Raw genomic sequence first — 26711 nt, forward strand, 5'->3', positions numbered from 1 at the left:
GTATGTTTCCCCTTTTTACCAAAGCGAGTGCCAAAACATACGGGTTGATCGCATTATTTCTGCTCATGCTGCTTGCGGCGTTTGTCAGTATGATGCTGGGCCGCACCCATATTACACTTCATATGCTCTGGCAGGTCTGGCATGCCTACGATGAAACTTCAGTTGAACAGGTGGTGCTTATGACCGAACGTTTACCGCGTACTGTCATTGCCGCTGTTGTAGGTGCAAGCCTTGCAGCTGCCGGGGCACTGATGCAGGCGCTGACACGTAATCCACTGGCATCTCCGAGTGTATTCGGAATTAACTCAGGTGCTATTTTCTTTATTGTGATTGCCGTTGTTGTGTTATCCGTGTCCTCTCTGACCACGATGATGTGGTTTGGATTCGCAGGAGCAGCCATTTCCGCCGCTATTGTGTATGGTCTTGGCTCCCTTGGGCGCGATGGTCTGACACCAATCAAAATTGTGCTCGCGGGGACGGCCATCTCAGCCTTGTTTGCCTCCTTTACCCAGGCGATTCTGGTGCTGGATGGCACAGGATTGCAGGATGTACTGTTCTGGCTTGCCGGTTCCGTAAGCGGACGAACACTGGAAATGTTGTATCCTGTGCTGCCGTACATGGCTGCGGCCGCGCTAGTTTCTCTTTTTATGGGGCGGGCGATCAATCTGCTCTTGACCGGGGATGACATTGCCAAAGGCATGGGACAGAATGTTTTGCTGGTTAAGGTGCTGATGGGCTTTGTGGTTGTCCTGCTTGCAGGTGGATCTGTTGCGGTAGCAGGTTCTATTGGACTGGTTGGGCTGGTTGTCCCCCATATCATGCGTGCCTTGGTCGGCAATGACTATCGCTGGCTTGTGCCGTACTGCTTCGCAGGCGGAGCCATTCTGCTCATGTCTGCCGATGTGGTGGCAAGGCTGGTTATCATGCCGCAAGAGGTACCGCTGGGTGTAATGACGGCTCTGATTGGCGGACCTTTCTTCGTATACATTGCCCGTAAGGGGGTAACGAAGATATGAAGAAGATGCTGACGTATCGTAATAAAAAGGATACCGTGTCGATGCAGGTGGAGCGCAAATCCATGCTGGTTATCTCCGTGTGTGTCATTCTGTTTCTGGCAGCCGTCATTGTCGGAACAAGTCTAGGCAGTGACTTTATTGCGCCGTGGGATGTGCTGCGAACGATCCTGGGATTGAACGCAGGCGAGCATGATTTTGTCGTGCTTACGCTGCGTTTGCCGCGTGTATTGTTATCGCTGCTTGTAGGTGCCGCACTTGGCATGTCGGGTGCACTGTTACAGGGCATTATTCGTAACCCGCTCGCTTCACCGGATGTGATCGGTATAACGGGCGGGGCTGCCGTAGCTGCGGTAGGGTTCGTATCATTGCTGGGCGGAGCTTTGAGTATCAAGCTGTTGCCGCTATTCGCGGTCGTCGGTGCGCTGGCCACGGCTTTCATTATTTATGTGCTGGCCTGGAAAAAGGGAGTTACACCGATCCGGCTTGTGCTGATTGGCATCGGCGTATCGGGTATAACCGGGGCAGGTACAACCTTTATGCTTATTTTGAGCCCGTTCTATACAGCCACTCAGGCTTATATCTGGCTGACGGGCAGCATCTACGGAGCCACCTGGACAGATATCAAGACGATACTGCCTGTTGTTGTCATCGTTGTGCCACTGGCCATCTGGTTAGCCCGGAGCCTGAATGCACAGGAATTCGGGGATGATCTGGCTACGGGGCTTGGCGTCAAGGTGCAGTGGCACCGGTCTGCGCTGCTGTTATGCAGTGTACTGCTTGCGGGAATTGCCGTGTCGGTAGCCGGGACAATCGGTTTTGTCGGTCTGATTGCACCGCATATCGCAAGAAAGCTGGTTGGACGTATGTTTGGCAGTCTGCTGCTCGTGTCCGGTTTTGTCGGGGCGTTACTTGTATGCGCGGCTGATCTGATTGCACGAACGGCATTTCTGCCGCTTGATGTTCCGGCCGGGGTATTTACCGCAGGCATTGGCGCACCGTTTTTCCTGTATCTGCTGTTCAAAAATCGAAATCAATATTAAGGAGGAGAAGCCGTGAGTATTCTGAAGGCCAAGGAGCTTACCATCTCCTATGGAGCAGAGCCTGTTATTGAGAATTTGAACCTGATCATTCCCAAGGGAGAAATCACGGTGCTGATCGGCAGTAATGGCTGCGGCAAGTCTACACTGCTGCGTACAATGGCAAGATTGTTGAAAGCCAGTGCGGGTACCGTGCTGCTTGATGGCGAAGAGATCGCCAAGCTGCCGACCAAAGAAATTTCAAGACGCATGTCTATTTTGCCGCAGGGGCCAACGGCGCCAGAAGGGCTTACAGTGAGCCAGTTGGTTCGCCAGGGGCGATATCCACACCAGACATGGCTGAAGCAGTGGTCGCGTGAGGATGAGCGCATGGTGGAGCTGGCTCTGGAATCCACGCATCTGACGGCTCTGGCTGATCGGCCGGTAGATGCCCTGTCGGGTGGCCAGCGTCAGCGTGCATGGATTGCCATGACGCTTGCCCAGGGGACAGAAACACTTTTACTGGACGAGCCTACAACGTATCTGGATATGACCCATCAGATTGATATTCTGGATCTGCTGTTTGAGTTGAACGAGAAGGAAGGGCGTACCATCGTTATGGTGCTGCACGACCTGAATCTGGCCTGCCGGTATGCACACCATATTGTGGCGGTGCACAACAAGTCGATCTATGCGGAAGGTAAACCGGAGGACATTATTACTCGCGAGCTTGTGCGCAACGTTTTTCAGATGGAATGTGACATCGCTGTTGATCCGTTATTCGGTACGCCGACCTGTATCCCGCACGGAAGAGGAAGGAAGCTGAATGCAGAGCAGCGTCATTATACACAGCTTGCTAGATGAGCGGCAGGTTTATGTATCATTAACTGGTTTTTTACATGAACTACAACTCACATATCCCCCACGCAGTTACAAAACTTCGTCATCACGGCGATAACAGAGCAGGCGAGTAGAAGAACATTCAAGTTATAACTCGCCCGTTTTGTTATGCCTTTTTTTGATCCCTACAAACAGCCTTAGTGTGAGAGTCTCCTCTTAAAAGAACTATTTTTACCTTTAAAGTTTTATATTGACAATCTGTCGAGAATTGCCATAAAATAGATTTTGCATGATATTGATAATCATTATCAATAAATTCAACCGATAGAAAGGTCGGATATGAACTTCATGAGCACAAGTGACTCCGTATTTCCGAAAGGCATGGAAAACTTGCAGAATCGGCTGATTTTGCATAAAGCGAGAGAAATGGGCATTCGTTGTGAACCGCTTGTGGATGGATGCGAGGATTTCCTGAAGCTGTCGCTGGAACACAAGCAGGTCATCATTAACAAAACAAGAACACATCGTCTGCCGCTGATCGCCGGACTGCTTGCCAAGAACAAACAGGCGTGTAATCTGCTGCTGCAGGAGCAGGGCATGCCAGTCCCGCCACATATCGTTGTGACGGCAATGGGGCAAGAAGCGGAGGCTTTTCTGGGACAACATGGCTCCATCGTGGTCAAACCGCTGGATGCGAGCAGCAGTCAGGGGGTCACACTGGATGTGCGTACCGATGCTGAACTGAACCAGGCCATTCAACTCGCCGCCGGGTTCGGCAGCGGAATACTGCTGCAGCAGTATGTCATTGGAACGGATTACCGGGTGCTGATCATTAATGAGCAGGTTGCCGCAGTTAACCAATACCGGCCTGTTTACGTAGTAGGCAATGGCCGCTCATCTGTAAGGGAACTTATTGAGACGCTGAACAACAGCCGGATTATGGAGACAGAAATCGGAAGGGTTGAAGCTTTTCCCGAGATTGAACTGCATCATGAGTTGGCGGTTGTACGTTTGTTGAACGTTCTTCGCAAGCAAGGTGTAAGTCTTGATGACGTGCCCCTTGGGGGGAAAGAAATCGAACTGTATGATCTGCGGAATTCGGCAGCCGGGAAGATTAGTGAATATTACTGTGATTGTATGGAGCATATCCATCCTGATAATGCCCGTATGATGGTTCAGGCTGCAAGGGCGCTCCGGATCGATGTTGCCGGTATAGACGTGCGTTGTAAGGACATCCGTGTTCCTGTGACATCCGCACAAGGAGGTATTTTGGAGGTGAACGCTTTGCCGGATCTGACACATCATGTTTATCCGCATGGCGGGACAACAAGGGACGTTGTGCGTCAATATCTGGAATATGTATGTCACAGTTAACGGCCGATAGTTAGCGGTAATTAACGTTTAGATATCCCAGGAGCTGAAAGCTGCGCTAACGGCTCATATCAGGATCATGTTCTCAATGACCAATAGATCAGTAAAGAACCCGTTTGGTGCTATATAAATTAAATGATTCATTTACACGTTAACGGAGAGCACAGAAAAAACCTGAAAAAGCGGAGCGGTCGCCTGAAAGCTTTCTGCAAGAAAGCTGCATCGGAAGCATACGCTTATCACCGGATTTTCCCTTTAGAGAAGGGAATTCAAAAAAATCTGGGGATAACCGCTACTCTCCAGGTTATTCTGTCATCGGAGTGGATGGTGTAAAATCTTTAGTTCAACTTATATAGCAAAGAACCAGTACCAAGCAAATGAACAGGCATTCTCTAGCCTGAATTGATGATAAGGGGCGTTTAACAATTATGTCAGTAGAGGTACAGACGGATTACCTGAAGCTGCTGCATGAGAAGGAGTCAAATGCGCGAGCATATTCCCGGCATTTTCCGCTCGTCATCCGTAAGGCACAAGGCATCCGGATTACAGACACGGAAGGCCGTGAGTTCTATGATTGCCTGGCCGGTGCGGGAACGCTGGCGCTCGGGCACAACCATGAGACGGTTGTAAACGCCATTCGGGAAATGCTGGATCAGCAGATTCCGTTACATACGCTGGATCTGGCTACACCGCTTAAAATTTCGTTCATGCAGGAGCTGTTTTCCATGCTGCCTGAGGAGATGCGGGATACGTCGAGAATCCAGTTTTGCGGTCCAACCGGGGCAGATGCTGTGGAAGCAGCAATCAAGCTGGTGAAACATGCGACAGGTGGAAAGTCCATTCTGGCGTTTAGCGGCGGGTATCATGGTTCAACTCAGGCAACGATGTCGATGAGCGGTAATCTGAGCAAAAAAGAACAGCTGCAAAGCCTGCTGCCAGACGTGCATTTCCTGCCATTTCCGTATGAGTATCGCTGTCCCTTTGGTGTAGGTGAAGGCATGACTGCCCGGTTAAGCGCACAGTACATCGAGAACCTGCTTCATGATTGCGAGAGCGGGATTGCAGCGCCATGCGGTGTGATTGTGGAGACGGTACAGGGCGAGGGTGGGGCGATTCCCGCAGATCTGGAATGGCTGAGAGAGCTGCGCCGGATCACGGCAGAACGTCGTATCCCCCTCATTATTGATGAGGTACAGACGGGCATTGGTCGAACTGGTCGTATGTTTTCGTTTGAGCATGCAGGTATTGTACCCGATGTCATTATTTGCTCCAAAGCGGTAGGGGGAAGCCTGCCGATGTCTGTTGTGATCTATAAGGAAGAGCTGGATCAATGGAAGCCAGGGGCCCATACAGGTACATTTCGTGGCAATCAACTGGGCATGGCAGCGGGGCTGGCTACGCTGCGATACATCCGTGAGCATAATGTGCTGCATAATGTGAAGCTGCGCAGCGAGCAGTTTATGACAAGGCTGCAAGCGCTGAAGGCACGTTTTGCAGAGATTGGTGATGTTCGTGGCCGGGGACTGATGATCGGTGTAGAGATAGTTAATCCGCAGGGCGGTAAAGATCGTCTTGGACATTACCTGCAATATGGGGAGCTGGCCTCTGTCATTCAGCAGCAGTGCTTCCGTAACGGACTTATTGTGGAGCTTGGCGGACGTCATTCGGCAGTTGTACGTTTCCTGCCGCCGCTGAATATTACAGAGAAGGAAGCGGACGAGGTGCTGGCGATTTTTGAACAATCGGTAGCCGAAGCCGTCGCTATCACATCCACGGTGCACTAAACATGCTGAAAAAATCATTGCTTCGGCGGCATACGGTATTACTGGCTATTCTGCTTGGAGCCTTTACCCTGGTGCTTACCAACAGTGCGTTTAACCTGCTGCTGCCTTATTTTATTGAGCATTATCATATCTCCACCACCGTAGGCGGCTGGATTATTGCGCTGTACATGCTCGCCATGACATTAACGATGCCGCTGGCCTCCCTGATCGTAGATCGTCTGGGACGCAAGCGGACGTACATGCTGGGCATTGCCATCTATGGAGGTTTCTCCGTGCTGGGGGCACTGTTTCATACTTCAATCGAGGTGCTGCTGGTGGTTCGGTTCATGCATGGTGCTGCTGCCGGCCTGATGATTCCGCTATCCCTTGTGCTGCTGTTTGACGTTTATGGACCGGGAGTGCGGGGACGCATAACGGGCGCTTGGGGGCTGCTGCTTATGCTCGCTCCGGCAGCCGGACCAACCTTGGGTGGCGTTATCATTCAGTATGGACGGCTTGAAATGCTGTTTTGGCTTAACGTGCCTCTTGCCGTTTTTTCGTTCATCGGATGTGCACGTGTTATTCAAACCTATATCCCGGCTCGTAGAAAAAAGTGGCATGTCTCCAGCATGCTGCGGCTTGTTATGGCGATTGGTGCATTCAGTCTGGGTGTGCAGGTATATGCCAGTCCCGGGATATCCCTCTGGATACCGTGGTCTGTAATTGCACTTGGCTTGCTCCTGCTGATTCGCTTTGTCCATGTAGAGAATCGACGTGAGGAACCGCTGATTCGTTACAAGCTGCTGCGAAGACAAGGCATATATCCGCTCACGGTTGTCATCTCCACGATTCAGGATTGTGTGATGTTTGGGGTCATTTTTGCTGTGCCCCTGCTTCTGCAGGAAGTATTTCAATTATCCCCGGCACTTTCCGGGGCATTGTTCATTCCACTGTCCATCTGCACGAGTCTGTTCATGTGGATTGGCGGTAATCTGCTGGATCGTGGCCGTTCGTTGCGATTTATCGCGTGGGGAACGCTGCTCGTATCGTTGTCTATCCTGACGTTTGCTTTTCTGCCCATGGGACCGCCAATCTGGATCATCGGTGTGCTGATGGCATGTCGCGGGATCGGTGTAGGACTGTCAGGCATGAGCATCACTTCGCTTGGACTACAGGCCTTGCCGGAGGAAGACATGCATGAAGGATCGGTGTTAAGCACGACGATTGAGCGACTGGCTTCATCCTTTGCAGTCATGGGTATGACGCTGTATTACGATATGCGCTGGCAGTCATTGGCCGGGAATGGCAGAGCTGTGGATTTGGCTAAATGGGGCGCTCTTCAGGAAATCTGCATCGGTCTGGGGTGCGCCATCCTGCTGACGCTGCCTCTTGTATTACTTATAACCCGAAAGAAGGTAGGCATCCTTGTTCAAAATGGAAATCAAACGCAAGTCCAGGGCGGCACAGCAGGCCGATGAACATACATGCAAACTGCTGCTGAACTGTTATGTCCGTGAGCTTGGGCCGGAAAGAGCCGAGCAGATACAGCTCAGCCCAGATAAGCTGACTTATTCGATCTCTTTTCCATGCAGCGGTGTAAAGGTGACAGGGAAGCTATCCTACTATTCGGCCATGGGGGAGCATGAGTACGTCACCATGAACTGTAACGGCGAATCGGTCCATTATCGTGATCTGGTACGCTGGATTTCCGCTGAGGTTGTCGATCAAACAGAACACGTTAAGGATCGGATCAACGATTTTGCTCATAAGGTGGAGAACAGTGTATCCAATCTGACCTTGTATATGGAGCAGGGGGCTGGCGGCGACTTCCATAATTACATCACGTCCGAGCAGTCTTTGCTGTACGGGCATCCATTTCACCCTTTTCCCAAAAACTCAAGGGGCTTCACCACACAGGATGTGCACCAGTACAGCCCGGAGCTTCGAGCCTCGTTCCAGCTCTGTTATATCGCCGTAAGGCAGGATGTGTATACAGACGAATGGGTGGAGCACGCGGATAAAATAAATCTTCATCCCTTGCTGGCAAGCTATGATCTGCCTGTGTCCAACGAAAAAATGAGCATGTACAGGCTGCTGCCCGTCCATCCATGGCAGTATGAGCACATTTTACATCTGGAAGAGGTTCAGTCCTATATCCGTGAAGAGAAGCTGCTGCTGCTCGGCAGGATAGGACCGCTTGTCTATCCGACGTCCTCTGTCCGTACGGTATACGTGCCAGACTGGAGCTGCAACATCAAGCTTTCACTGAATATGCAGATTACCAATATGATTCGAACGAATAACGCCGAGCAGATGCGGCGAACTTTGGATGCGTCCAGATATGTGTGGCAGCAGGGGTGTTTTACTGCTGAGCCGCAGACACATATCGCGTATGAGACAGGCGTGGCGACATGCAGGTTCGAGGATGAACAACTGACAAGCCTGTTCACCATCGCTTATCGACCGATTGAGTTTGATCCTGCGAATACGTATGTGCTGTCCAGTCTGGTGGAGTCGCCCTTTCCCGGAGCACCATCCCGGCTGATCACTATACTTGAGGATCGTGCTGGTAGCCAGGTGGAGCAATGGTTTGAGCGTTATCTGAACTGCTCGTTACTACCGCTGGTAAGGGCGGCTGATGAGAAAGGCATTCATTTTGAAGCCCATCTACAGAATACATTGGTGACGTTGAAGCAGGGCATGCCGATTGCTTTTATCGTGCGTGATCTGGAAGGGGTAAGTGTTGACCGGGAATCCGTGAGTGATCGACCGCATCATGAGCTGTTATTTTATTCGCGTGAACAGGCGTGGGCGCGGACCTCGTATTATTTTATCGTCAACCATCTCGGCTCATTAATTCATGTTCTGGCCCGGGATATGGGAGTGCCGGAAGAGCATTTCTGGATGCAGGTGCGTGATGCGCTGGAAGCAGAGCTGGCTCGAACAGGCAATATCTATGTACGGCATCTGCTGACTGCAGACGCTTTTCTGGCGAAGCAAAATCTGGTCAGCTGTCTCACGGGCATTAGTCAGACCCCGACTTATGTGCGGGTACGTAACGTCATGAAATGTTTAGGGAGTGAAGCGCGTGAGATTCATGGATATCAGAACTGAGACAAAAGGAACAGAAAAATGTACAGAAAAATGGTCAGGCACAACAGGAGCAGAGGAATCGGTAAGAACAAATACCTTGGGGTATCATGCGCGGAATAACTCAAGTGAAGGGTCAGCCCCCGTATACGTGGAGGCTCAGGAGCGAATCATGCGGCAGACGCTGGAGGCGATGTGGTTTGAGGGCATTCTGGATTGTCAGGTGAACGGCAAAGAGTGGCGTACCAGCGGAACGGCGGCGTCAGGCGAATCCGTGGTGTACACCTGTGAAGCGGAGCAAAAGTTTTCGTTTGGCCGGGTGAAGGTGAAAAAGGGCTCCATTCAACGTGAAGGCGTTCATTGTACCGATCTGGACCGGTTTCTGGAGGAGCTGGTGCTGAACCACCTGAAGGGTGCGCATGTATCGGCCTTTATTCATGAGTTGCAGGAAACGCTGGCTAAGGATAGTCAGTGTCGTGCGGCACTGCCCCTGAGCATTCCAGCCGAGGATCGGCACTATGATGCACTGGAAAGTCACATGACCGACGGTCATCTGTATCATCCAAGCTACAAGTCACGGCTGGGCTTCTCGCTGCAGGACAATCTGGCCTACGGCCCTGAGTTTAATGCAGACGTTGCGCTCAACTGGATTGCGGTGAGAAAGGAACTGGCCCAAACAGCTGTATCCGGCGGTTACACTTGTGAGGCTCTGCTGGAGCAGCACCTGACCGGGGAGGACAGGCAGCAGTTCCGTCAGACTCTTTTGGCCAAAACAGGTTCGCACGATATCGGTTCCTACATCTTGATCCCGGTTCATCCCTGGCAGTGGGAGCATGCGCTTGAGTCCATATTTGCCCGGCAGCTGATGGATGGAGACATGGTGTATCTGGGAGCAGCTTCCTGCTCCTATCGTGCGCAGCAGTCCATTCGTTCCCTTTCCAGCCGGATGAATGCCAAGGCACCTTATATCAAGCTGGCTCTGAGCATAACCAACACGTCGAGCACACGCATTCTTGCCCAGCATACTACGCAAAATGCCCCTTTAATCAGCGATTGGCTGGATCAACTGGTACGTGAGGATGAGCTGTTGCAGCAGGAGCAGTTTGCCATTTTAAAAGAAATCATGGGCCTTTCGTTCCGCTACGAACAACTGCCCGCCATCCAATATGGGCGTGCTTACGGCACGCTCGGTGCGATCTGGCGTGAAAATGTATCCGTTCACCTGAACGCAGGTGAGACGGCCTGGCCGCTGAATGCCCTGATGCTGGTGCAGCGGAACGGAGTCCCTTTTGTACAGGAGGCCATCCAACGGTATGGTGTGCAGGAGTGGGGGGAGGCGCTGGTTCGCACACTCACTTTGCCGATTGTTCATCTGCTGTATGCGCACGGGATTGCGCTTGAGACTCATGCCCAGAATATCATTCTGGTGCTGGAAAAAGAACTGCCCAAACGCATCATCATCAAGGATTTGCATGATGGCGTTCGGTACGTGCCGGATCAGCTATTGCACCCGGAACGTGCGCCCAAGCTGCATCCCGAACCGGAAACACACCGTAAGTTCAACCGGTATTCGTTCATCTATGCTGATGATGTGTCGGAGGTGCGCGACTATACGTATGATGCATTCTTTTTTATCTGTATGACGGATATTGCACTGTCACTGGAGCCGTTTGGCCTGTCTGAAGAAAGCTTCTGGCAGCTATGTGCGAGGGTTATTCTCGATTATCAGCGGCAGCATCCCGAGTATGCGGAGAGGTATGACATGTTCGACCTTTTTGCAGCGGATGCTCTGATTGAAGAGATGACCAAACGTCGCTTGTATGGAGACGGCGAGCTGTATTTCCGCAAAGCAAGCAACCCGCTCAAACGGGCCAAGGATATGCTGGAGCAGAAGGGAGAAAGCTTATGAGAGTGAATACACTCAAGCAGAAGATCGCTCGCAAACAGGAGGTATTTGGCCTGTTCGTCTCTATTCCGCATCCGATCATCATAGAGATGATCGGTCAGGCCGAATATGACTTTGTCATTATTGATCTGGAGCATACAACAACGTCTATGGAATCCGTAGAAGAACTGATTCGGGCGGCCGAGCTGGCTGAGCTTACACCCTTGGTACGCATCCCGAAGGTGGAGCGGACCGAAATTCTGAAGGTGCTGGACTGCGGGGCACAGGGCATCGTCATTCCCCATGTGGAAACGCTCGCTCAAGTGAAGGAGGCTGTGCATCATGCCTATTATCACCCGTTAGGCATGCGCAGTCTGAACAGCGGACGCCCGGGCGTATTCGGTAAATTCCCGCTTACAGATTACATTGCGGAAGCCAATGAACAGGTGATGATTGTGCCCATGATTGAAAGTGTGAAGGGTGTGCGGCAAAGCCCGGAAATTTTGTCTCATCCACAGGTGAGCTTTGTGCTGGAAGGGGCGGCAGACTTGTCGCAGTCGCTCGGTGTGCCATGGCAGACAGATCACCCTGAAGTGCAGGATGCACTGCGTACACTCCATGATACTGCACAGCAGTGTGACGTACCTTATGCCACGGTGACAAGGGGAATCAAGGACATGCAGGTATGGCGTGAACGGGATGTGCACATCTATGTGCTGGGGGATGACCGTAATACAGCATTTCGGGCATATGCCCAGAAGCGGAACGACTACAGAAATGCAGGTGGACTGACATGAAACCAAAGGTACAGCAAGCATTGCATGAAATAAAACGGGCAAACATGGACGACCCGGTCTGCGCATACATCTATGATCTGGCCGGAATACGTGCACAGGTGCAAAGCATGCGGGAGAAGATGCCTGTGCACACAAGATTGTTCTATGCGATCAAAGCAAACCCCGATCCGCGGATTATTGAAGCACTGCTTCCGTGCGTGAAGGGCTTTGAGGTCGCTTCCATTGGCGAGCTGCTGAAGGTGAGGTCGGTTAGCCGCGAGGTTCCAATTCTGTTCGGAGGTCCGGGCAAGAAGGAAAGCGAGCTGCGCCAGGCGTTGGAGCAGAACGTGAGCTATATCCATGTGGAGAGCCTGCTGGAGCTGCGGCGTATTATCGCCATTGCCAAGGAGCGCAGCGTAACACGTGATGAACATGGGCAGCAGTCGGAGCATGTTGTGGAGAGCAGAAGTAACAGCGTAGATGTGCCTGAGGTTCGTGTACTGCTGCGCATTAACCTGCGAAGCAGTGCGCTGCCGCAAACGAAGATTGTGATGGGTGGCAGTCCGAGTCCATTCGGTATGGATGAGGAGGATCTGGAGGAAGCCATCGAACTGCTTCGTGTGGAAGGCGCGGGTGTGGTTCGGTTGTGCGGCTTCCATTTTCATTCCTTATCTAACAACATGGATGCAGGGCTGCATGCCGAGATGATCGAGCTCTATTTGCAAAAAGTGGAACAATGGCAGCAGCAGTATCACTTGCAGGTTGAAGTTGTGAACGCGGGTGGTGGCTTCGGGGTGACGTATGATGGCAGTCCCGGCTTTGACTGGTCTTTATTTACGGAGCTTTTGCAACAGAGCGAGGCCAGAAAGCGTCTTGCTAACCGCGGAGGAGAGCTGTTCTTCGAATCAGGTCGGCTGTTGGTTGCCGATCATGGTTATTACGCAGCAGAGGTCACGGATATGAAGCGCTCGCATGGACAGTGGTTTGCCATAGTACGGGGAGGTACACATCATCAGCGTCTGCCTGCATCATGGGGACACAATCATCCATTTCAGATTGTATATATGGAGCAATGGAAGCATACGTTCAGCAGACCCGAAGTAAAGGAAGAACGAGTCCACATTGCAGGTGAGTTGTGTACACCGAAGGATCGTCTGCATTCAGACGCAGAAGTGCACAGGTTGCGGGTAGGCGATATTGTCGTTTTTGTTAAATCCGGTGCGTACTCCTGGACGATCTCCCATCACGATTTCCTGGGGCATCCGCACCCGTTGTTCTACTATTTGACGGAGGAGGATGAACATGTCAACGCTAATTCAGTGTTCCAGTCGGCAAGCTGCTGAGCTGCGGGTATTGTCTGATCTTATGAATTGCCTGCTGGCGGAGCAGCTGCTTCCGCTTGAAGGTCAATCTTTTGTAGAGCTTGCCCATGCTCCTGCCCAGCTTCGAAATCTATACAAGGGGTATGAAGCTCAAGCAGAAAAGAGCACGGAGAAGCATCATACACACCATCACATGGTCGATGAGCAGAACAAGAATGAGAACAGTTCCAGTGAGAATAAGTCTACTGCTGCGGTGGCTTTTCGTTTGGGTTTGCATACGGAGGGTGTACTGTGTCTGGTGGAAAAAGGAGTAAGGCAGGCCATTCAGTGGGTTCCGGGTTCACCTGTTTTTGTCATGAAGGCGGATGGACGCTGGAGTGAGATTTCCACGCCTGTCGAAGTGGCCCGAGCGGTGCTGCAGCGGGCATTGTCCCCTGAGGCTTATGCACAGCCGGGTGTGGCTGATTTTCTGGCAAGCGTGAATATGGCTGTGGAGCAGTATGCACTGGGCTGGGATCAGGTGCAGTCGTTGGCTGAATGTACTCCGAAGTCTGCGTATGAGTGGTTTGTAAAGGGAGAGCGGATTGCTGCACTGCGGGACCGACCGTTCCATCCCTCCTCCAAAGCAAAGATTGGATTCAGTGCTGAAGATGTTACCGCGTATGCAGCCGAGTTCGGGAAGGCGATCCGGCTGCGCTGGGTAGCAATCAAGCGGGATGCGGTACAGCAGGGATGTGAAGACGGCATGTCCATTCTGGATGTACTGTATGATTCCCAGCGGGAGGAGATGCAGTCGGAATACCTTCGCAGAGGTCTGAGCATGGAAGCGTATTTGCCGATGCCAGTCCATCCGTGGCAGCTGGAGCATGTTATTTTGCCTCGCTTCACCAAAGAGATCGTAGAGGGCACGATTGTTGTGCTGGATACACAGATTGGCGACGTATTGGCTACGTCTTCCCTGCGCTCCATGGCTCAAACTGCCGAGTCTGCGCTTATGCTCAAGCTTCCGGTTAGTGTTCTGTCGCTGGGTGCAGCGCGTTATCTTCCGGTGGTTAAGCTGCTGAACGGACTCGCCGGGGAACGAATGCTGAGACAGGCGGTGGCTTGTGACGAGACATTGAGAGACAAGGTATACATGTGTGAGGAGCAGAACTGGTGGGGATACATGCCGGAGTCGATGGGGCTGTTCGATGATCATCCGCGGCATTTGGCGGCACAGATTCGTGTTTATCCCGCTGAGCTTCTGGATGATGCCTATCATATTGTTCCCATGGCTGCACTCGGCGTAAATCTGGACGGGCACCATCTGCTGAGCGAAATTGTGGGCAGGGAGCTGAGCACGGAGCATGTGCTGAACTTCTATTCCGATATAGCCACCACGTTCTATGATATCGTCATGCGACTGTTCAAGGTGGGCGTTGTGCCGGAGATTCATGGTCAAAATTGCTGTCTCGTGCTGCGGAATAACCAGGTGAAGGGGCTGCTGTTCCGGGACCATGACTCTGTGCGTCTGCATCAGCCGTATCTGGACAAGCATGGGATAGCCGATCCGGCATATCATATTCGCCCCGGATATTCGAACAGCCTGTACAATGATACGATCGAGAAGCTGATCTTCTATGTGCAGTCTCTCGGGACGCAGGTGAATCTGGCTGCGATCATGGAGGCTTTGAGCGAAGTGTATAACATCCCGGAAACGGAGTTCTGGGATATCACGGAGCAGGCCTGGCGGGAAGTGCTGCACGCTGTGCAGCTTCCCGAAGCGGATCGGGCCGCGCTTGCTCGTGTTATTTTCGAGAGCGAGACGTGGCCTGTGAAGTTAGTTGTCCGTCCGCTGCTTGAGGCGGATGGGGTGCCAGGCGCGATGCCGTCGGGCAAAGGCCAGGGGTGGAACCCCTTTTACAAGGGATAGAGGAAGGATAAAGAAAAGAAGAGGTGGGGAGGGATGAGAGAGAAGAAGGGATGAGATAAGGGAAGGAAAGGGGAGGGAGGAGACAAAGTGATTGTAAAGGTAAGGAATGGAAATAAATAGTCCGAATAGTCAGGAGTAGTTAGGAATGATAGTTGGGATGGATGGCGGCGGACGGGAATAGAATAGGTAGGAATGATGGGAATAGATAGGAATGGTGGAGTACGGCGGTATGGATTTAAAAGTTAAGAATTAAGTCTGCCCCGATACCCAGTATGTTTTAACGATTCCAGATGAGCTTATTTGAGCGATTTGGGGCGTGTTGAAATTGTAACGATTCCCACAAACCTTATTTTACTGAAAACATGAGTTTGGCGCCGATTTTCGTATGTTTCTCTCCGAATAAGGTTTCCTGGGAGCGTTAGAAAATAAAAGCGGGGAATATGGCCTGAATAGCGTTTCTAGGATTCGTTAGAAAAGTGGCAAGGTTGATCCGGTCGGTTGCGATTGTAGATTTGTTAGTATTATAGATATAAGAAGGCACAAATTTCGCATTGTAAGCAGTAGAAGTGTGGAAGTACAGCAGGTGGTGACCCGTGTTTGGGTTGCCTTTTTGCTGTTGGCGTCATGGTGGGGACGCAGGTTACCAGGTAGGAGACTTTATGTTGGACATAAATGAAAACGTTCACTATTTAATCTGAGTAAATACACGAATTTACGTTACAAAACAGAGACAGATGGTATAATCGGTATAATGTTGGAGACAAATATACATTTTATCGAAAAGGTTTTCGGATTAGGGTTGTAAATGTTGATTTTGGTGCACTGATGATTTGGTTTATGTAACTACTATTCAACCAGAAGAAAGTGAGCAGAGCAGATGAACAAGAGAATACTATTTAATGATGGCTGGCAGTTTGCCAAAAGCGATTTGAGTGTTACCTGGCCAACTGACCGTATTGAATTTGCTGAACTGGCGGACTCTACTAACCCTATGAACTCTAGTGACCTTACTGACCTCGCTAAACTTACTAATGCTACCGATCTAACTAGTGCTACTGAACATATTGGGGCTACCGATCCTACTAATGCTATCGAACTTACTAGGGCTACCGATCCTACAAATGCTACCGAACCTACTGATGCTATTGAACTTACTGAACCTAATGATCTTGGTATGCTTACAGATTTTGCTGATCTTGCTTTTGAGGCGGTTGAGCTTCCTCATGATTGGCTGATTTACAATACGCTGGATTTATATGAGGACAGTATTGGCTGGTATCGCAAGACGTTCCGGTATACGAAGGATGAGTTACAGTATATTTTGTGCTTTGACGGGGTGTACATGGATTCGTCCGTGTATGTGAATGGACAGCTGGTTGGCGAGTGGAAGTACGGTTATTCTGCATTTGAGCATGACATTACGGAGGCTTTGGTGGAAGGCGATAATGAGATTATTGTTAAAGTGGTGCATCAAAGTCCGAATAGCAGATGGTATTCCGGGGCGGGCATCTATCGGAATGTGTGGTTGAAAACAAGGTCAGGCAACCATATCGTCACGGATGGTATCTATGTATCGATTCAGCAGCAGCAGCCGGATGGCTGGCAGGTAGAGGTGGATACGGAGCTGCAATTGGAGCCGGAGCAGAACCAGCGAGCAGCATTGGTGCATACCATTCTGTTCAACGGCGAGGTGGTTGCGTCATCGCAGGCAGAGGTTCCGGCATACGTCACGAAGGATAAAGGGACGGATACAAATGCAGGTACGGCTAAAGATGTAAATACAGGTATAGATTTGAACACATATGCAGGTGGAGATACAAACATTCATACAGATACAGATACAGGTACAGATACAGGTACAGATGCCAATGCAGTTGGAGATGTAGCCACAGAGATAAATACGCAGACGTGCACTAATCATTTCAATAATACCCAGGAGCTGATCGTTCACCATCCGAGCCTTTGGAGCCCGGACACACCACATTTATATGATCTTGTCACGGAGCTGCGGCTGATCTCGGAGGATCAACAGGAGCAGATCGTGGAAACGGTGCAACAGCGGATCGGCTTCAAACATGTCAGGCTGGACGCCAGCGAGGGCTTCGTTCTGAACGGAACCAAAATAAAGCTGAACGGTGTGTGTGAACACCATGATCTCGGAGCACTCGGGGCTGCTTTTAATGTTACTGCACTGAGAAGAAGGTTTGTTTTGCTCCAAAAGATGGGGGTTAACGCCATTCGGACCGCGCATAACATGCCGGCGAAGGAGTTTATGGAGCTTGCCGATGAGATGGGAATGCTGGTGGTGTCGGAAGCATTTGACATGTGGGAACGGGCGAAGACGCCGTATGACTATGCACGGTTTTTCCCGGAGTGGGCGTACAAGGATGTTCGCAGCTGGGTGAGGCGTGATCGGAATCACGTCAGCTTGATCATGTGGAGTATCGGGAATGAAATCTATGATACCCATGCGGACGAGCGAGGGCAGGAAGTGACGCGTATGCTGATGGAGTACGTGCAGGAATTTGATCCGAAAGGCAATGCACGTGTGACGATTGGTTCCAACTACATGCCTTGGGAAAATGCTCAGAAATGCGCGGATATCGTGAAGCTGGCCGGATACAACTATGCGGAAAAATATTATGACCAGCACCATGCAGCGCACCCGGACTGGATTATTTATGGCAGTGAGACCTCTTCGGTCGTACAGAGCCGGGGAATTTACCACTTCCCGTATGAACAGCCCGTGCTGGATGATGATGACGAGCAGTGCTCGGCGCTCGGGAACAGTACAACGAGCTGGGGAGCGAAATCGCCAGAGTACTGCATTTTGGCTGAACGGGATCATCCATATTCCTTGGGGCAATTCCTCTGGACGGGGTTCGACTATATCGGGGAGCCGACACCGTATCATACGAAAAACTCATATTTTGGCCAGCTGGATACAGCTACGTTTCCGAAAGACTCCTATTATATCTATCAGGCTGCATGGACGGATTACAAAACGAGTCCGATGGTGCATCTGTTCCCGTACTGGGATTTCAGCCCGGGGCAGATCATTGATGTACGTGTGTGCAGCAATGCACCACGGATTGAACTGCAGTTCAACGGCAAAACCGTTGGAACATATGATATTGATCATGCCCATGGCACACAGCTGTCAGGCTGGTGGAAAGTGCCGTATGAAGCGGGGGAGCTGAAGGCGATCGCTTATGACGAGCATGGTACCGTCATTGCTACCGATGTACAGCGTTCATTTGGCGATGCGAGCAAGCTTTGTCTACATCCCGATCGGCAGCAGCTGCGGGCAGACGGGCAAGATCTTGTTTTTGTAGAGATTACAGCAGAGGATAAGGCAGGCAATCCGGTGCACAATGCCAATAACCGTGTCGAGGTAAAGGTTACCGGGGCAGGGCGTTTGCTCGGTCTGGATAACGGGGACAGCACGGACTATGATCCATATAAAGGGCTTAGCAGAAGGCTGTTCAGCGGCAAGCTGATGGCGATTATCGGAGCAACAGACGAGTCAGGAGAGGTTCGGATCGAGGTTTCTTCCGAGGGATTGGAAGGCGCGGCATATACGTTTGAATCGATCCCGGCAGATACGGTACAGGAAGTTAGCGGAGGTAAATCAACCAGCGCAAGCGCAGAAGCTGAATCAGGAAGTAAACAAAGCAGAAGTGAACAGAGCAGAGTGGTGAATGGACTAAGCGAGACTGCTCCTGCTTCCGCAAGAAGCCTGCAAGAGCCTGTTTTTATGAAAAATGAAGAGCATCCGGTGCAGACGGGCAGCGCCCAGGAGATTCCTTTGCGAAAAATCGAGATTATCAGTGATTCCGGCCAGCGGCTTGATCCGTCTCACCCGGAACTTATCGTTACAGCCAAGCTATATCCTGAGAATACCTTCTACCGGGATATTGAATGGTCTGCAGTAAATGATGCGGGTATTCAATCCAATATTGCCAAGGTGAAAGTAGTAAATGCCGGAACGGTAGACGGGGGAAGTGCACGCAACAGCAGCGAAAATCAGCATGTGGTGAAAGTATCAGCGATGGGTGATGGAGCGTTCCGCCTTCGTGCCAGCAGCCGTAACGGTACGGACAAAACCAGGCTGATTTCCCAGCTTGAATTCAAAGCCGAAGGTCTGGGTACAGCCTATAAAAATCCGTATGAATTCATTACGGGTGGATTATACGATTACACCAAAGGTGAAGTCGGTAACGGTAATGAGCGCGGAGTCGCGACAAGCCGGGATGGCGAGACGCATGTGGGCTTCCGTAATATCGACTTCGGACCGTATGGGTCCGATACGATTACAATTCCTATTTTCACCCTGTCCAGTGAAGAATATTTCATTCAGATCTGGGAAGGCATGCCGGATGAAGAGGGCAGTACGATGATTGCCGACGTTGTGTATGACAAGGAATCCATATGGAATGTTTATCAGGAGCAGACGTATCGTCTATCCAAACGCCTGAGCGGCATAACGTCAATCTGCTTTGTGGTGAAACAGAAGCTTCATATCAAGGGTTTCTCGTTTGAACGCCAGAGCCGTGCTTTTGAACAGAATGCGGCAGCAGCATGTGATCATCTGTATGGGGATTCCTTCACGGTGAAGCAAGATCGTGTGGAAGGCATCGGCAATAACGTCTCGCTGGAGTTTGAGCAGATGGATTTTACAAGCGAGGGCACATCGAAGCTGGTGATCTATGGTGCTTCACCGATCGACAAAAACACGATTCATATCCGCTTCGCGGGCGCGAACGGACAGAGCAATCAGCTGGTGGAGTTCACTCAATCCGAGGGGTACGAGGAACGGACATTTGAACTGGAGCGGGTGAGCGGGGAGCAGAAGGTAACCTTTATTTTCCTGCCGGGCAGTCAGTTTGACTTTGGCTGGTTCCGCTTCGAGAAGTAAATAAGTAAGATAAAAATCCTCCTCAAATCGTAGATGCTGGTTTAAACGCCACCGATTTCAGGAGGACTTTTTTTAGTTTATGTGGTTGCTCAGTGTTCTACAAATGTTAATTCGGGTTCCCATGTGCGGGTATGATCTTTTACTACTTCACTTCATTAATCGTTACTTTGGCCGCGCTGCGGTCCCAGGTAACTGTTAATCCAAGCCCTTGTAGAATTTCATATGGCACTGTAGTTGCCCCCGAATAATTACCTATAGGCGCTTGCAGCTGCACAACCTGTTTTTCCTGCGGCTCAAGCGAATGTATGCTGGTTACCGTGTATCGGGATTCATTCGGTTTAATGGTAATGATCCGATCCTTATATTTTAATGTGTAGTGAGATACCAGTCCTCCTGCTTCCGCAGTATGCACCTGAAATTGTGCTCCAAGGGCTGACACAACATCCTTGATCGGGAGCTGTAAGGTGTCGGATGTTTCGACGGCTGAATAGATCGACTGGAGCAGCTTGCCTTTCACAACAATATCTATACCAAGCTTGGCCTGAACGGGTGTGTACACCATCCCTCCGTCAGACGTAGCAGGCGCACCTGCCTCCTCATACTTATCTCCGCCCCATCCCCAGACGGTTCCATCGGATGAAAGAGCGAGACTGTGGTAATAACCTGCAGATACATCAGCAATATTGGATAAAGCTGTTACTTTCCCTTGTTTGCCCGTTACGGTTTTGCCATAACTGTATACCTCACCTCTCGTAGTTACCAACAATACATAATTCGAGTTGGCATCGATCTTTTTCACTTTGAGTTCATGATGGTAGGCAGTCCGTTTACCTTGTGCATTCCGTCTCCAGACGCTGCCTTTGGAATCAAGGATTAGTAATTCCTCGCCTTGAGTTGTAATGAAGGAGATGCCGCTCAGACCTTTAATCATTTTGGCTTTGGAAGGTTTGCTGCCTGGTTCACTTGTTTCCTTCCACGACCATACCGTGCCGTCTTTCTTCAATGCATACCCGTCCAGTCCAGCAAGAGTGGTTTGAACGACGTTATTCAATCCGGCAATTGGATGCAAAGCAAGCTTCGATTCAGCCTCTGTACTTGAACGCCCGTGCAGCTTCGGATCGGGATTTGGCCAGGATTGAACGGTTCCGTCTTGAAGAAGAGCCAAGGTTGTGGCAGAGCCCACAGTAACACGAGCTGCACTGGTGATTCCGGTAATCTGGCTGGGGGTTCTGCCCGCTCCCCAATGCCAAGCTGTTCCATCTGCTTGAACCGCTGCACTATACCCACCACCTCCGGTAGAGATGGCTGTGACATCGGATAACTGCGGAATGCGTACAGGACCGGATGTATGGCGATACCTTATGGTATCACTGATCCCAAGTTCCCCTAGCAGATTTCGCCCCCAAGTCCATACTGAACCGTCACTTCTTAAAGCGACCGTGTAGTAGTATCCGCCTTCTACCTCGGTGTAGTAGAATTTCTGAACTGTATTTGAATTTGAAGCAGATAGGGAGGTTGTGGAGGTTTTGGAGGGAGCGGCTATAGAAGATATCGAGACTGTATGATCTGAAACGCTCCCTGGGGAAGCTTGCCCGCCATTGGCTGCATACGTCGGAGATACCGAGGATAGCGTGCTTAGGATCATGCCGGTTACGATACCAGCAGACAAGCCCACTTTGGCACAGCGACGAAAGAGCTTGCCCTTTGGCCTGCTCAAAGGCTTGAGATGTGAGTATAGGTAGGTTTGTTCTGTTGTTACATGATTGGCTGAATGATTCGAAAACATGAAATCGCCTCTTTTTTGAAGGGAATGGGGAACTGGATATGCTGTTAAATAAACGCAGGGAAATGAACTAAGGTTACGGACTAAGTAATATTTTTACAAAAAAATCAGAAGAATCATTCGTATTGGCGGGCCAACTCTTCCAAAAACGTAACCTATTTCCTGCAAGGCACGTTGCACATATGAGGTGATTTTTAATGGGAAATATGTGCTCATGCTGTTTATCGCTGCTGCACTTGTTACAGGCTGTAGTTCGAATGACAAGCAGCAGAATCCCGAAGTGAAGGAGAACAGGGCACTTTTTCCTCCGATCATTGAACCGCATGACCCGGAGCAGGCCGAAGAAAGCGGGGATATTGTTGTGCTTATGGGAGAGATGAGGAATCGGGATAAGTGGAAGACATTTGTGCAAAACGTTCAAAAGCATCAGCCCGATCAAGTTCGGGTAAACATGTACACGATTGAAGGTGGCCCGATCATTCATGAGCTGGTCTATGACGGTGAGCTGATTCAAACCACGTATGATGACACGAGAGATATGTATGGCGCCTGGTACATATCACCTAAAAGTCGAACATTGAGGTGTTGGCCAACTTGCCGGGACGGAGTAAATTCCGAATATTAAAAAGGGCGGCCTGTGATGGGCTGCCCTTTTTCTATGTATGCTTCAGCATAGGCTTGGCTTAAAGCCAAGTAATGCCTTTAAGGGAATAAGGGCTTATGCTACCAGCTCTAAGGCGGCAAAATACACCGTCTAAGACCTGGTACGCACCGCTGCGGGGTTACTCAGGCCGATAACTAGGCGGCCTAAGCCGTGGGAAACCACCCCGGCTAAAGCCGCCTACGTTCCTGGCCTTCGCTTAACACCCCGCACGGAGCAAAGGTCAAAGGCAGTTTGATCCGCACCGTTTAGCGTTCTGACTGCCTTTTTCTCCTGCTTTTGTCTTTGAGCTAATCCCATGCCCCTTCTCCATCCTAATAGCAACCATATATAACCCTGGGGAACATATATGGTTTAAACGCTATGACGCGAAATGGACATGGGATTAAAACGCTTTTTGACAAAAGCATACGAAAACGGCAAGACAGCAAGATCGAAAACTGTTCATCAAACCTTAAACCTAAAGATTCCCGGCGTCAATCGGGAAGCCGGGCTTCATCCGGAAGCACCAGGAACGTGAGCTGCTGCTGCTCTCGGCCGGCTGCCGTTGCCGCGCCAGTCTACAACTATATTTTCCAAGTCTAATACTTTATTTTCTTTGAACATCAACCAGATAAAGTCTTATCTATACAAAGCATTTTTATTTAGAATTGGTTTAAAAAGAGAAAAGGCGCTCCTACAATGAGCGCCAGGTCGTACTTTTTAGTGAATCACTGAGGGGGAGACAAGTTATTAAAAGTTAATTAGATTTAAAAGTTTGCACAAGTAAGGTAAGGTTTCCAGAACCTCCCTGTCCACTAGCTTTTACGCTAAATTTATCATTAGGTCTTGAAGAGTTATAAGCTCCTTTATATGATTGACCATTACTTGAACCAACCTGAACATTTGAAAACCATTTAACAACTGATCCGGTTGTAACATTGTTTAGGCTAAAGTTAACTCCATCAACTGTGCCTGATGTATATTCTACATAGAGATCAGGCTCAGTACTTGTAAATGAAAATTCCGAACCAAGTTGAACACCCTGATTACCATTAGTGTTCTTAGGTACACTTTTAGTACCGTTAAAAATTTCGGTGCCAGTGACTGCTAATTTTGAAGAAAATGATGTTTTATTTGTATTATCACCATAAACCACACTGAAATCTGGTGATAATGTGTAGCCATCTGGTGTTAATCCATTTTTCAAAACTATCAACAGATTTCCATACTTATCATAAACGTTGCCATTCACTAACTGATACCCTTTATCTAAAGTATTAGCTTGTCCTTGTTTTACGGAATTATTATCAATAATACCATTGGCAGAGGCAGTACCATTAGCAGAGGCAGCAGCACTGATTCCTAGGGTTAATGCACTAGCTAATAAAACGAAACGAATTTTTTTGAGTTTCATAAGAAAAACCTCCCAATAAGATTTAATTTTCAATTCACTGTGAAAATGAGAGTGGTGGAAGAATTAGATTCCATGCATATGCAACGCCCCCTGTATTTACCACTAAAAACATATTAAAGTAATTGAAAGGAATTATCAACATGTTTTTTAACATATTAAGTAATAAATATATCAACAAAGGCCAGATATAAGACGGTAATCAGAGTATGAACTCACCCACATTGGTATTAAAACAGCTTTGTGAACTACTGTTTCAGAAGGTCAGACACTTGAATTGCAGGCAGATCACACTCATAAAATTATAGATGCACAAGCAGGCCAGATCGAGAGATTGGAAGGAGTCACAGTGTACAGCCAGTGAGCAATTCAGTTTACTGGCTTCTCCTGGTTCAACAGCGGAGAAGGCCCACGAGGACTACAACAAGTGCTGAAATGGATACATGTCCCGGAAGATGTCCGGAAGCAGTTAACCAGTATTGAGCATCACGGAGACACCTACAAACCTAACAGTATTTTAATTCAATAATGGAAGGAAAATCAGAGAATGGAGAGTGTTTATAAAAACAGTTCAGCGAGTAATAACGTTGTTCTGTTTCCACAGAAGAAGCTGTTTATTTCTGAAGACCTAACCACTGAACAGGAATTGAAGTATTTTATGTTGGAGTTAAATAGAATGGGAGATGAACTGGCCGCAAATTACGGTATGAATGATCCGCGCACGCTTATGAAATCCCAGGAGCTTGATATGGTGCTGAATCAGTATGATAAGTTAAAAAAGGTTGATCCGGAAGTAAAAGAGAAGATTGAAAAGCTGTTTGAAGAAAGCGGACTCCCTACACAGGAAAGTTTTTTGCTACATATGTCTGAATTGTTTGAGTTGGAGCAATTGAAATCGTTAGGATCGTACACCAAAGATATAGAGCAGTTAGAATACCATACATCCAGCAAACTTAAACTTTTTATGGTAATGCTCCAGACAGGACAAAACCCCGAACAACTGCACTGGGATCGGTACGATGAAAAGCGGAGTCTGGCGTACATTTTATATCCTGACCGGTTGTAAGCAGGAAAGTCGTTTCACTATCCCTGGAACGTAGAAGATGGGGGAGTAAGATGAGAGATAAGCCTGCAATGCTGGAAGACGTGAATATGATGGATTCTTTTGACCTATGAACAGGTTTATATAGAGTAGATGTCATCGCATTTTGATTATGTGTTTTCTTAGAAAGGGGTCATCTTATGGAAAATAGCTTAACCAATGGGCATACGTCATCTCAGATTGTTTACTCGTTCCTTGTCCAGAGACAGCAGGCCCCGATCTTGCAGGAGATATGGCTAAAGCAGTTGCAAGAATGGATAATGTGGGTACTTCTGGGCATCATTGTGATTCAGTTGCTGCTCTGGGTGAGAGTACGCTTCAGCAGAGGGCCGTTCACAGACGAAGAGGTGGAGCAAGCAGACCCACTGTTACTGGCATATCTGCGTAGTAAAGGACAGTTGAAATTGAAAGACACGCAAGCGTCTATGTTCCAGTTAACCCGTAAAGGCATCTTGTGCATGCGAATTGTGAAAAGCAAAGGGCGCTACCGCAAGGATCAAGGGGTATCCAACGCTTCGCTGACCCCAAAAACAACACTGGAGTACAGTATGCAATCTGCTGCTGCCTCCGCGTCGGCGGATGAGCAAGAGCTGGTGCAGTGGCTTTTTTCGCACTACGGTTTCGGTAAACAACAGCTCAGGCTGGACGCTTTGGCTGGACCAAGCTCTGAAGAGAGTGAGCGGCGAGATGATATGAAATATTACCGAGCCAAGGAAAAAATGCACAAAGACTTCATACGGTCGTGGAAGGAACGAGTGCTGGAGACAAGAGACTGGGGGCAGCTCATTCGTACGCCGCTGCTTTTGCGGCTGTTCGTCTATCTGATGTTCCCTGTTCTGATGCTGCTGACAGGCATCGTATGTTTTGCAGAGCGTGTCTCTGTGCCCGGAGTAATCGGTTTGACCGTGACGACTGTGATCTGGGTATTGGTTATTCGCAAAATTCATGTACGCCTGTTGTATCAAGTCGCTTGTGTTGGACTCATTATTAGCCTCAGCCTGGCGATCTCGGGTAACTCGGAATTTACTTCATGGCTGTACGTTATTCTTTTTATGTCGCTATTCGTTCGTCTGTTCTTGCCTGCCAGGGAAGTTACTCCGTCCGCGAAAGATTGGGAAGCTTCGATGCGTCGCTGGCGCAGGCGATACAAAAAAGGCATTCCATCCGAAAGGATGGGCGAATCGGCAGAGACACTCGAACAGATTATCCAGACCGCGCTGGTGCTGGGCATCGGCTCACGCTGCGTGCGTAAGACGAATTGGTCTCTGCTTCAGCAGCATCCTGACCCTGAGCTCCGACGTCTGGCAGAACGCAAAACCGCGCAGGAAGACAGCTTGCCTGGAGCAACAACGTTGAAGCAAACACCTTTCTTGGTATTGGCTCTACATCTGCGAGGTGTGTACCGGGCTATGTCTGCTGCGGAGTTTCCATATGACCGCTCTAATTATATCTTTGGAACGGTGTTCCCTGAGTCGGGCGGGAGTGGAGGCAGTTCTCCAGTGTACACGGATAGCTATAGTGGAAAGGGGCATAAGCATACACACGATCATCATGACGGTTCTGGCGGTCATCATCACGGATCAGACAGCGGAGATTCCGGCGGAGGCGGGGACTCGGGTGGCGGTGGTGACTGAGGTCACTCATGACATTGCAACAGCAGAAATTATGCTGTTCAATACAGAATGTAATATGCATACTTGTGCAAGCAAGGCCACCTGAAGTAGTTACCTGATCACTGGATATGCTGGGGCGAAAATGCTCCTTCTGTTCAATTCCAATGATTATTTTCGTTTGTTAAAATTTAGGTGGAACGACTATGATCAGGTTTGGTGGTGAGTTGGCATGCTGCGTATTCAGGTTCAC

At 49.7% G+C, this 26711-nt stretch carries 17 protein-coding genes; 15 read left to right on the plus strand and 2 right to left on the minus strand.

What is annotated here, in order from left to right; all coding sequences use genetic code 11:
• Positions 1-2: 2 nt before the first annotated feature.
• The 12 genes from IEW26_RS26550 to IEW26_RS26610 all read left to right on the plus strand — a co-directional run bounded on the left by IEW26_RS26550 (position 3) and on the right by IEW26_RS26610 (position 19909).
• On the plus strand, positions 3-1016 hold the full coding sequence (locus IEW26_RS26550; protein ID WP_188594572.1) for a FecCD family ABC transporter permease: 1014 nt from the start codon (positions 3-5) through the stop codon (positions 1014-1016).
• Positions 1013-2056: a FecCD family ABC transporter permease gene (locus IEW26_RS26555; protein ID WP_188594573.1), complete on the plus strand. Its 1044-nt coding sequence runs from the start codon at positions 1013-1015 to the stop codon at positions 2054-2056. The genes IEW26_RS26550 and IEW26_RS26555 overlap by 4 nt, the downstream gene beginning before the upstream one ends.
• Before the next feature lie 12 nt (positions 2057-2068).
• On the plus strand, positions 2069-2896 hold the full coding sequence (locus tag IEW26_RS26560; RefSeq protein WP_188594574.1) for an ABC transporter ATP-binding protein: 828 nt from the start codon (positions 2069-2071) through the stop codon (positions 2894-2896).
• Between the two features lie 324 nt (positions 2897-3220).
• A complete protein-coding gene (locus tag IEW26_RS26565) occupies positions 3221-4246 on the plus strand; it encodes an ATP-grasp domain-containing protein (RefSeq protein ID WP_188594575.1) in 1026 nt (341 codons plus the stop codon).
• A gap of 425 nt (positions 4247-4671) precedes the next feature.
• On the plus strand, positions 4672-6027 hold the full coding sequence (locus IEW26_RS26570; protein ID WP_188594576.1) for a diaminobutyrate--2-oxoglutarate transaminase: 1356 nt from the start codon (positions 4672-4674) through the stop codon (positions 6025-6027).
• 2 nt (positions 6028-6029) lie between these two features.
• On the plus strand, positions 6030-7484 hold the full coding sequence (locus tag IEW26_RS26575; protein ID WP_188594577.1) for an MFS transporter: 1455 nt from the start codon (positions 6030-6032) through the stop codon (positions 7482-7484).
• Complete coding sequence (locus IEW26_RS26580) at positions 7441-9120, plus strand: IucA/IucC family protein (protein WP_229730054.1); 1680 nt, start codon at positions 7441-7443, stop codon at positions 9118-9120. The genes IEW26_RS26575 and IEW26_RS26580 overlap by 44 nt, the downstream gene beginning before the upstream one ends.
• Positions 9104-11005, plus strand: a complete 1902-nt coding sequence (locus tag IEW26_RS26585; protein ID WP_229730055.1) for an IucA/IucC family protein — start codon at positions 9104-9106, stop codon at positions 11003-11005. The genes IEW26_RS26580 and IEW26_RS26585 overlap by 17 nt, the downstream gene beginning before the upstream one ends.
• Positions 11002-11778, plus strand: a complete 777-nt coding sequence (locus IEW26_RS26590) for an HpcH/HpaI aldolase family protein (protein ID WP_188594579.1) — start codon at positions 11002-11004, stop codon at positions 11776-11778. The genes IEW26_RS26585 and IEW26_RS26590 overlap by 4 nt, the downstream gene beginning before the upstream one ends.
• Positions 11775-13100 carry a type III PLP-dependent enzyme gene (locus IEW26_RS26595; protein WP_188594580.1) on the plus strand — a complete coding sequence of 442 codons (1326 nt, stop codon included), beginning with the start codon at positions 11775-11777 and terminating at the stop codon, positions 13098-13100. The genes IEW26_RS26590 and IEW26_RS26595 overlap by 4 nt, the downstream gene beginning before the upstream one ends.
• Positions 13060-14991: an IucA/IucC family protein gene (locus tag IEW26_RS26600; protein ID WP_188594581.1), complete on the plus strand. Its 1932-nt coding sequence runs from the start codon at positions 13060-13062 to the stop codon at positions 14989-14991. Before IEW26_RS26595 ends, IEW26_RS26600 begins: the two co-directional genes overlap by 41 nt.
• Before the next feature lie 1174 nt (positions 14992-16165).
• Positions 16166-19909 (plus strand): glycoside hydrolase family 2 TIM barrel-domain containing protein, encoded by a 3744-nt coding sequence (locus tag IEW26_RS26610; RefSeq protein WP_229730056.1) that lies wholly within the window; start codon positions 16166-16168, stop codon positions 19907-19909.
• A gap of 142 nt (positions 19910-20051) precedes the next feature.
• Here the strand turns inward: IEW26_RS26610 and IEW26_RS26615 are convergent, their stop codons facing one another.
• Positions 20052-21695 carry a stalk domain-containing protein gene (locus IEW26_RS26615; protein ID WP_229730052.1) on the minus strand — a complete coding sequence of 548 codons (1644 nt, stop codon included), beginning with the start codon at positions 21693-21695 and terminating at the stop codon, positions 20052-20054.
• Positions 21696-21906: 211 nt separating this feature from the next.
• Here IEW26_RS26615 and IEW26_RS26620 point away from each other — a divergent pair, with 211 nt between their 5' ends.
• The gene (locus IEW26_RS26620; RefSeq protein ID WP_188594583.1) at positions 21907-22317 is read left to right on the plus strand and encodes a DUF4362 domain-containing protein; all 411 of its coding nucleotides are present in this window, start codon (positions 21907-21909) and stop codon (positions 22315-22317) included.
• 775 nt (positions 22318-23092) lie between these two features.
• Here IEW26_RS26620 and IEW26_RS26625 read toward each other — a convergent pair.
• Positions 23093-23749, minus strand: a complete 657-nt coding sequence (locus tag IEW26_RS26625; protein ID WP_188594584.1) for a hypothetical protein — start codon at positions 23747-23749, stop codon at positions 23093-23095.
• Positions 23750-24422: 673 nt separating this feature from the next.
• Between IEW26_RS26625 and IEW26_RS26630 the strand changes: the two genes are divergently transcribed.
• Both IEW26_RS26630 and IEW26_RS26635 read left to right on the plus strand, forming a co-directional pair.
• Positions 24423-24812, plus strand: coding sequence for an aspartyl-phosphate phosphatase Spo0E family protein (locus IEW26_RS26630; protein WP_188594585.1), 390 nt, complete (start codon positions 24423-24425; stop codon positions 24810-24812).
• A gap of 176 nt (positions 24813-24988) precedes the next feature.
• The gene (locus IEW26_RS26635) at positions 24989-26482 is read left to right on the plus strand and encodes a DUF2207 domain-containing protein (RefSeq protein WP_188594586.1); all 1494 of its coding nucleotides are present in this window, start codon (positions 24989-24991) and stop codon (positions 26480-26482) included.
• Positions 26483-26711: the final 229 nt, after the last annotated feature.

This window comes from Paenibacillus silvae, from assembly GCF_014639235.1.
Lineage (GTDB): Bacteria > Bacillota > Bacilli > Paenibacillales > Paenibacillaceae > Paenibacillus > Paenibacillus silvae.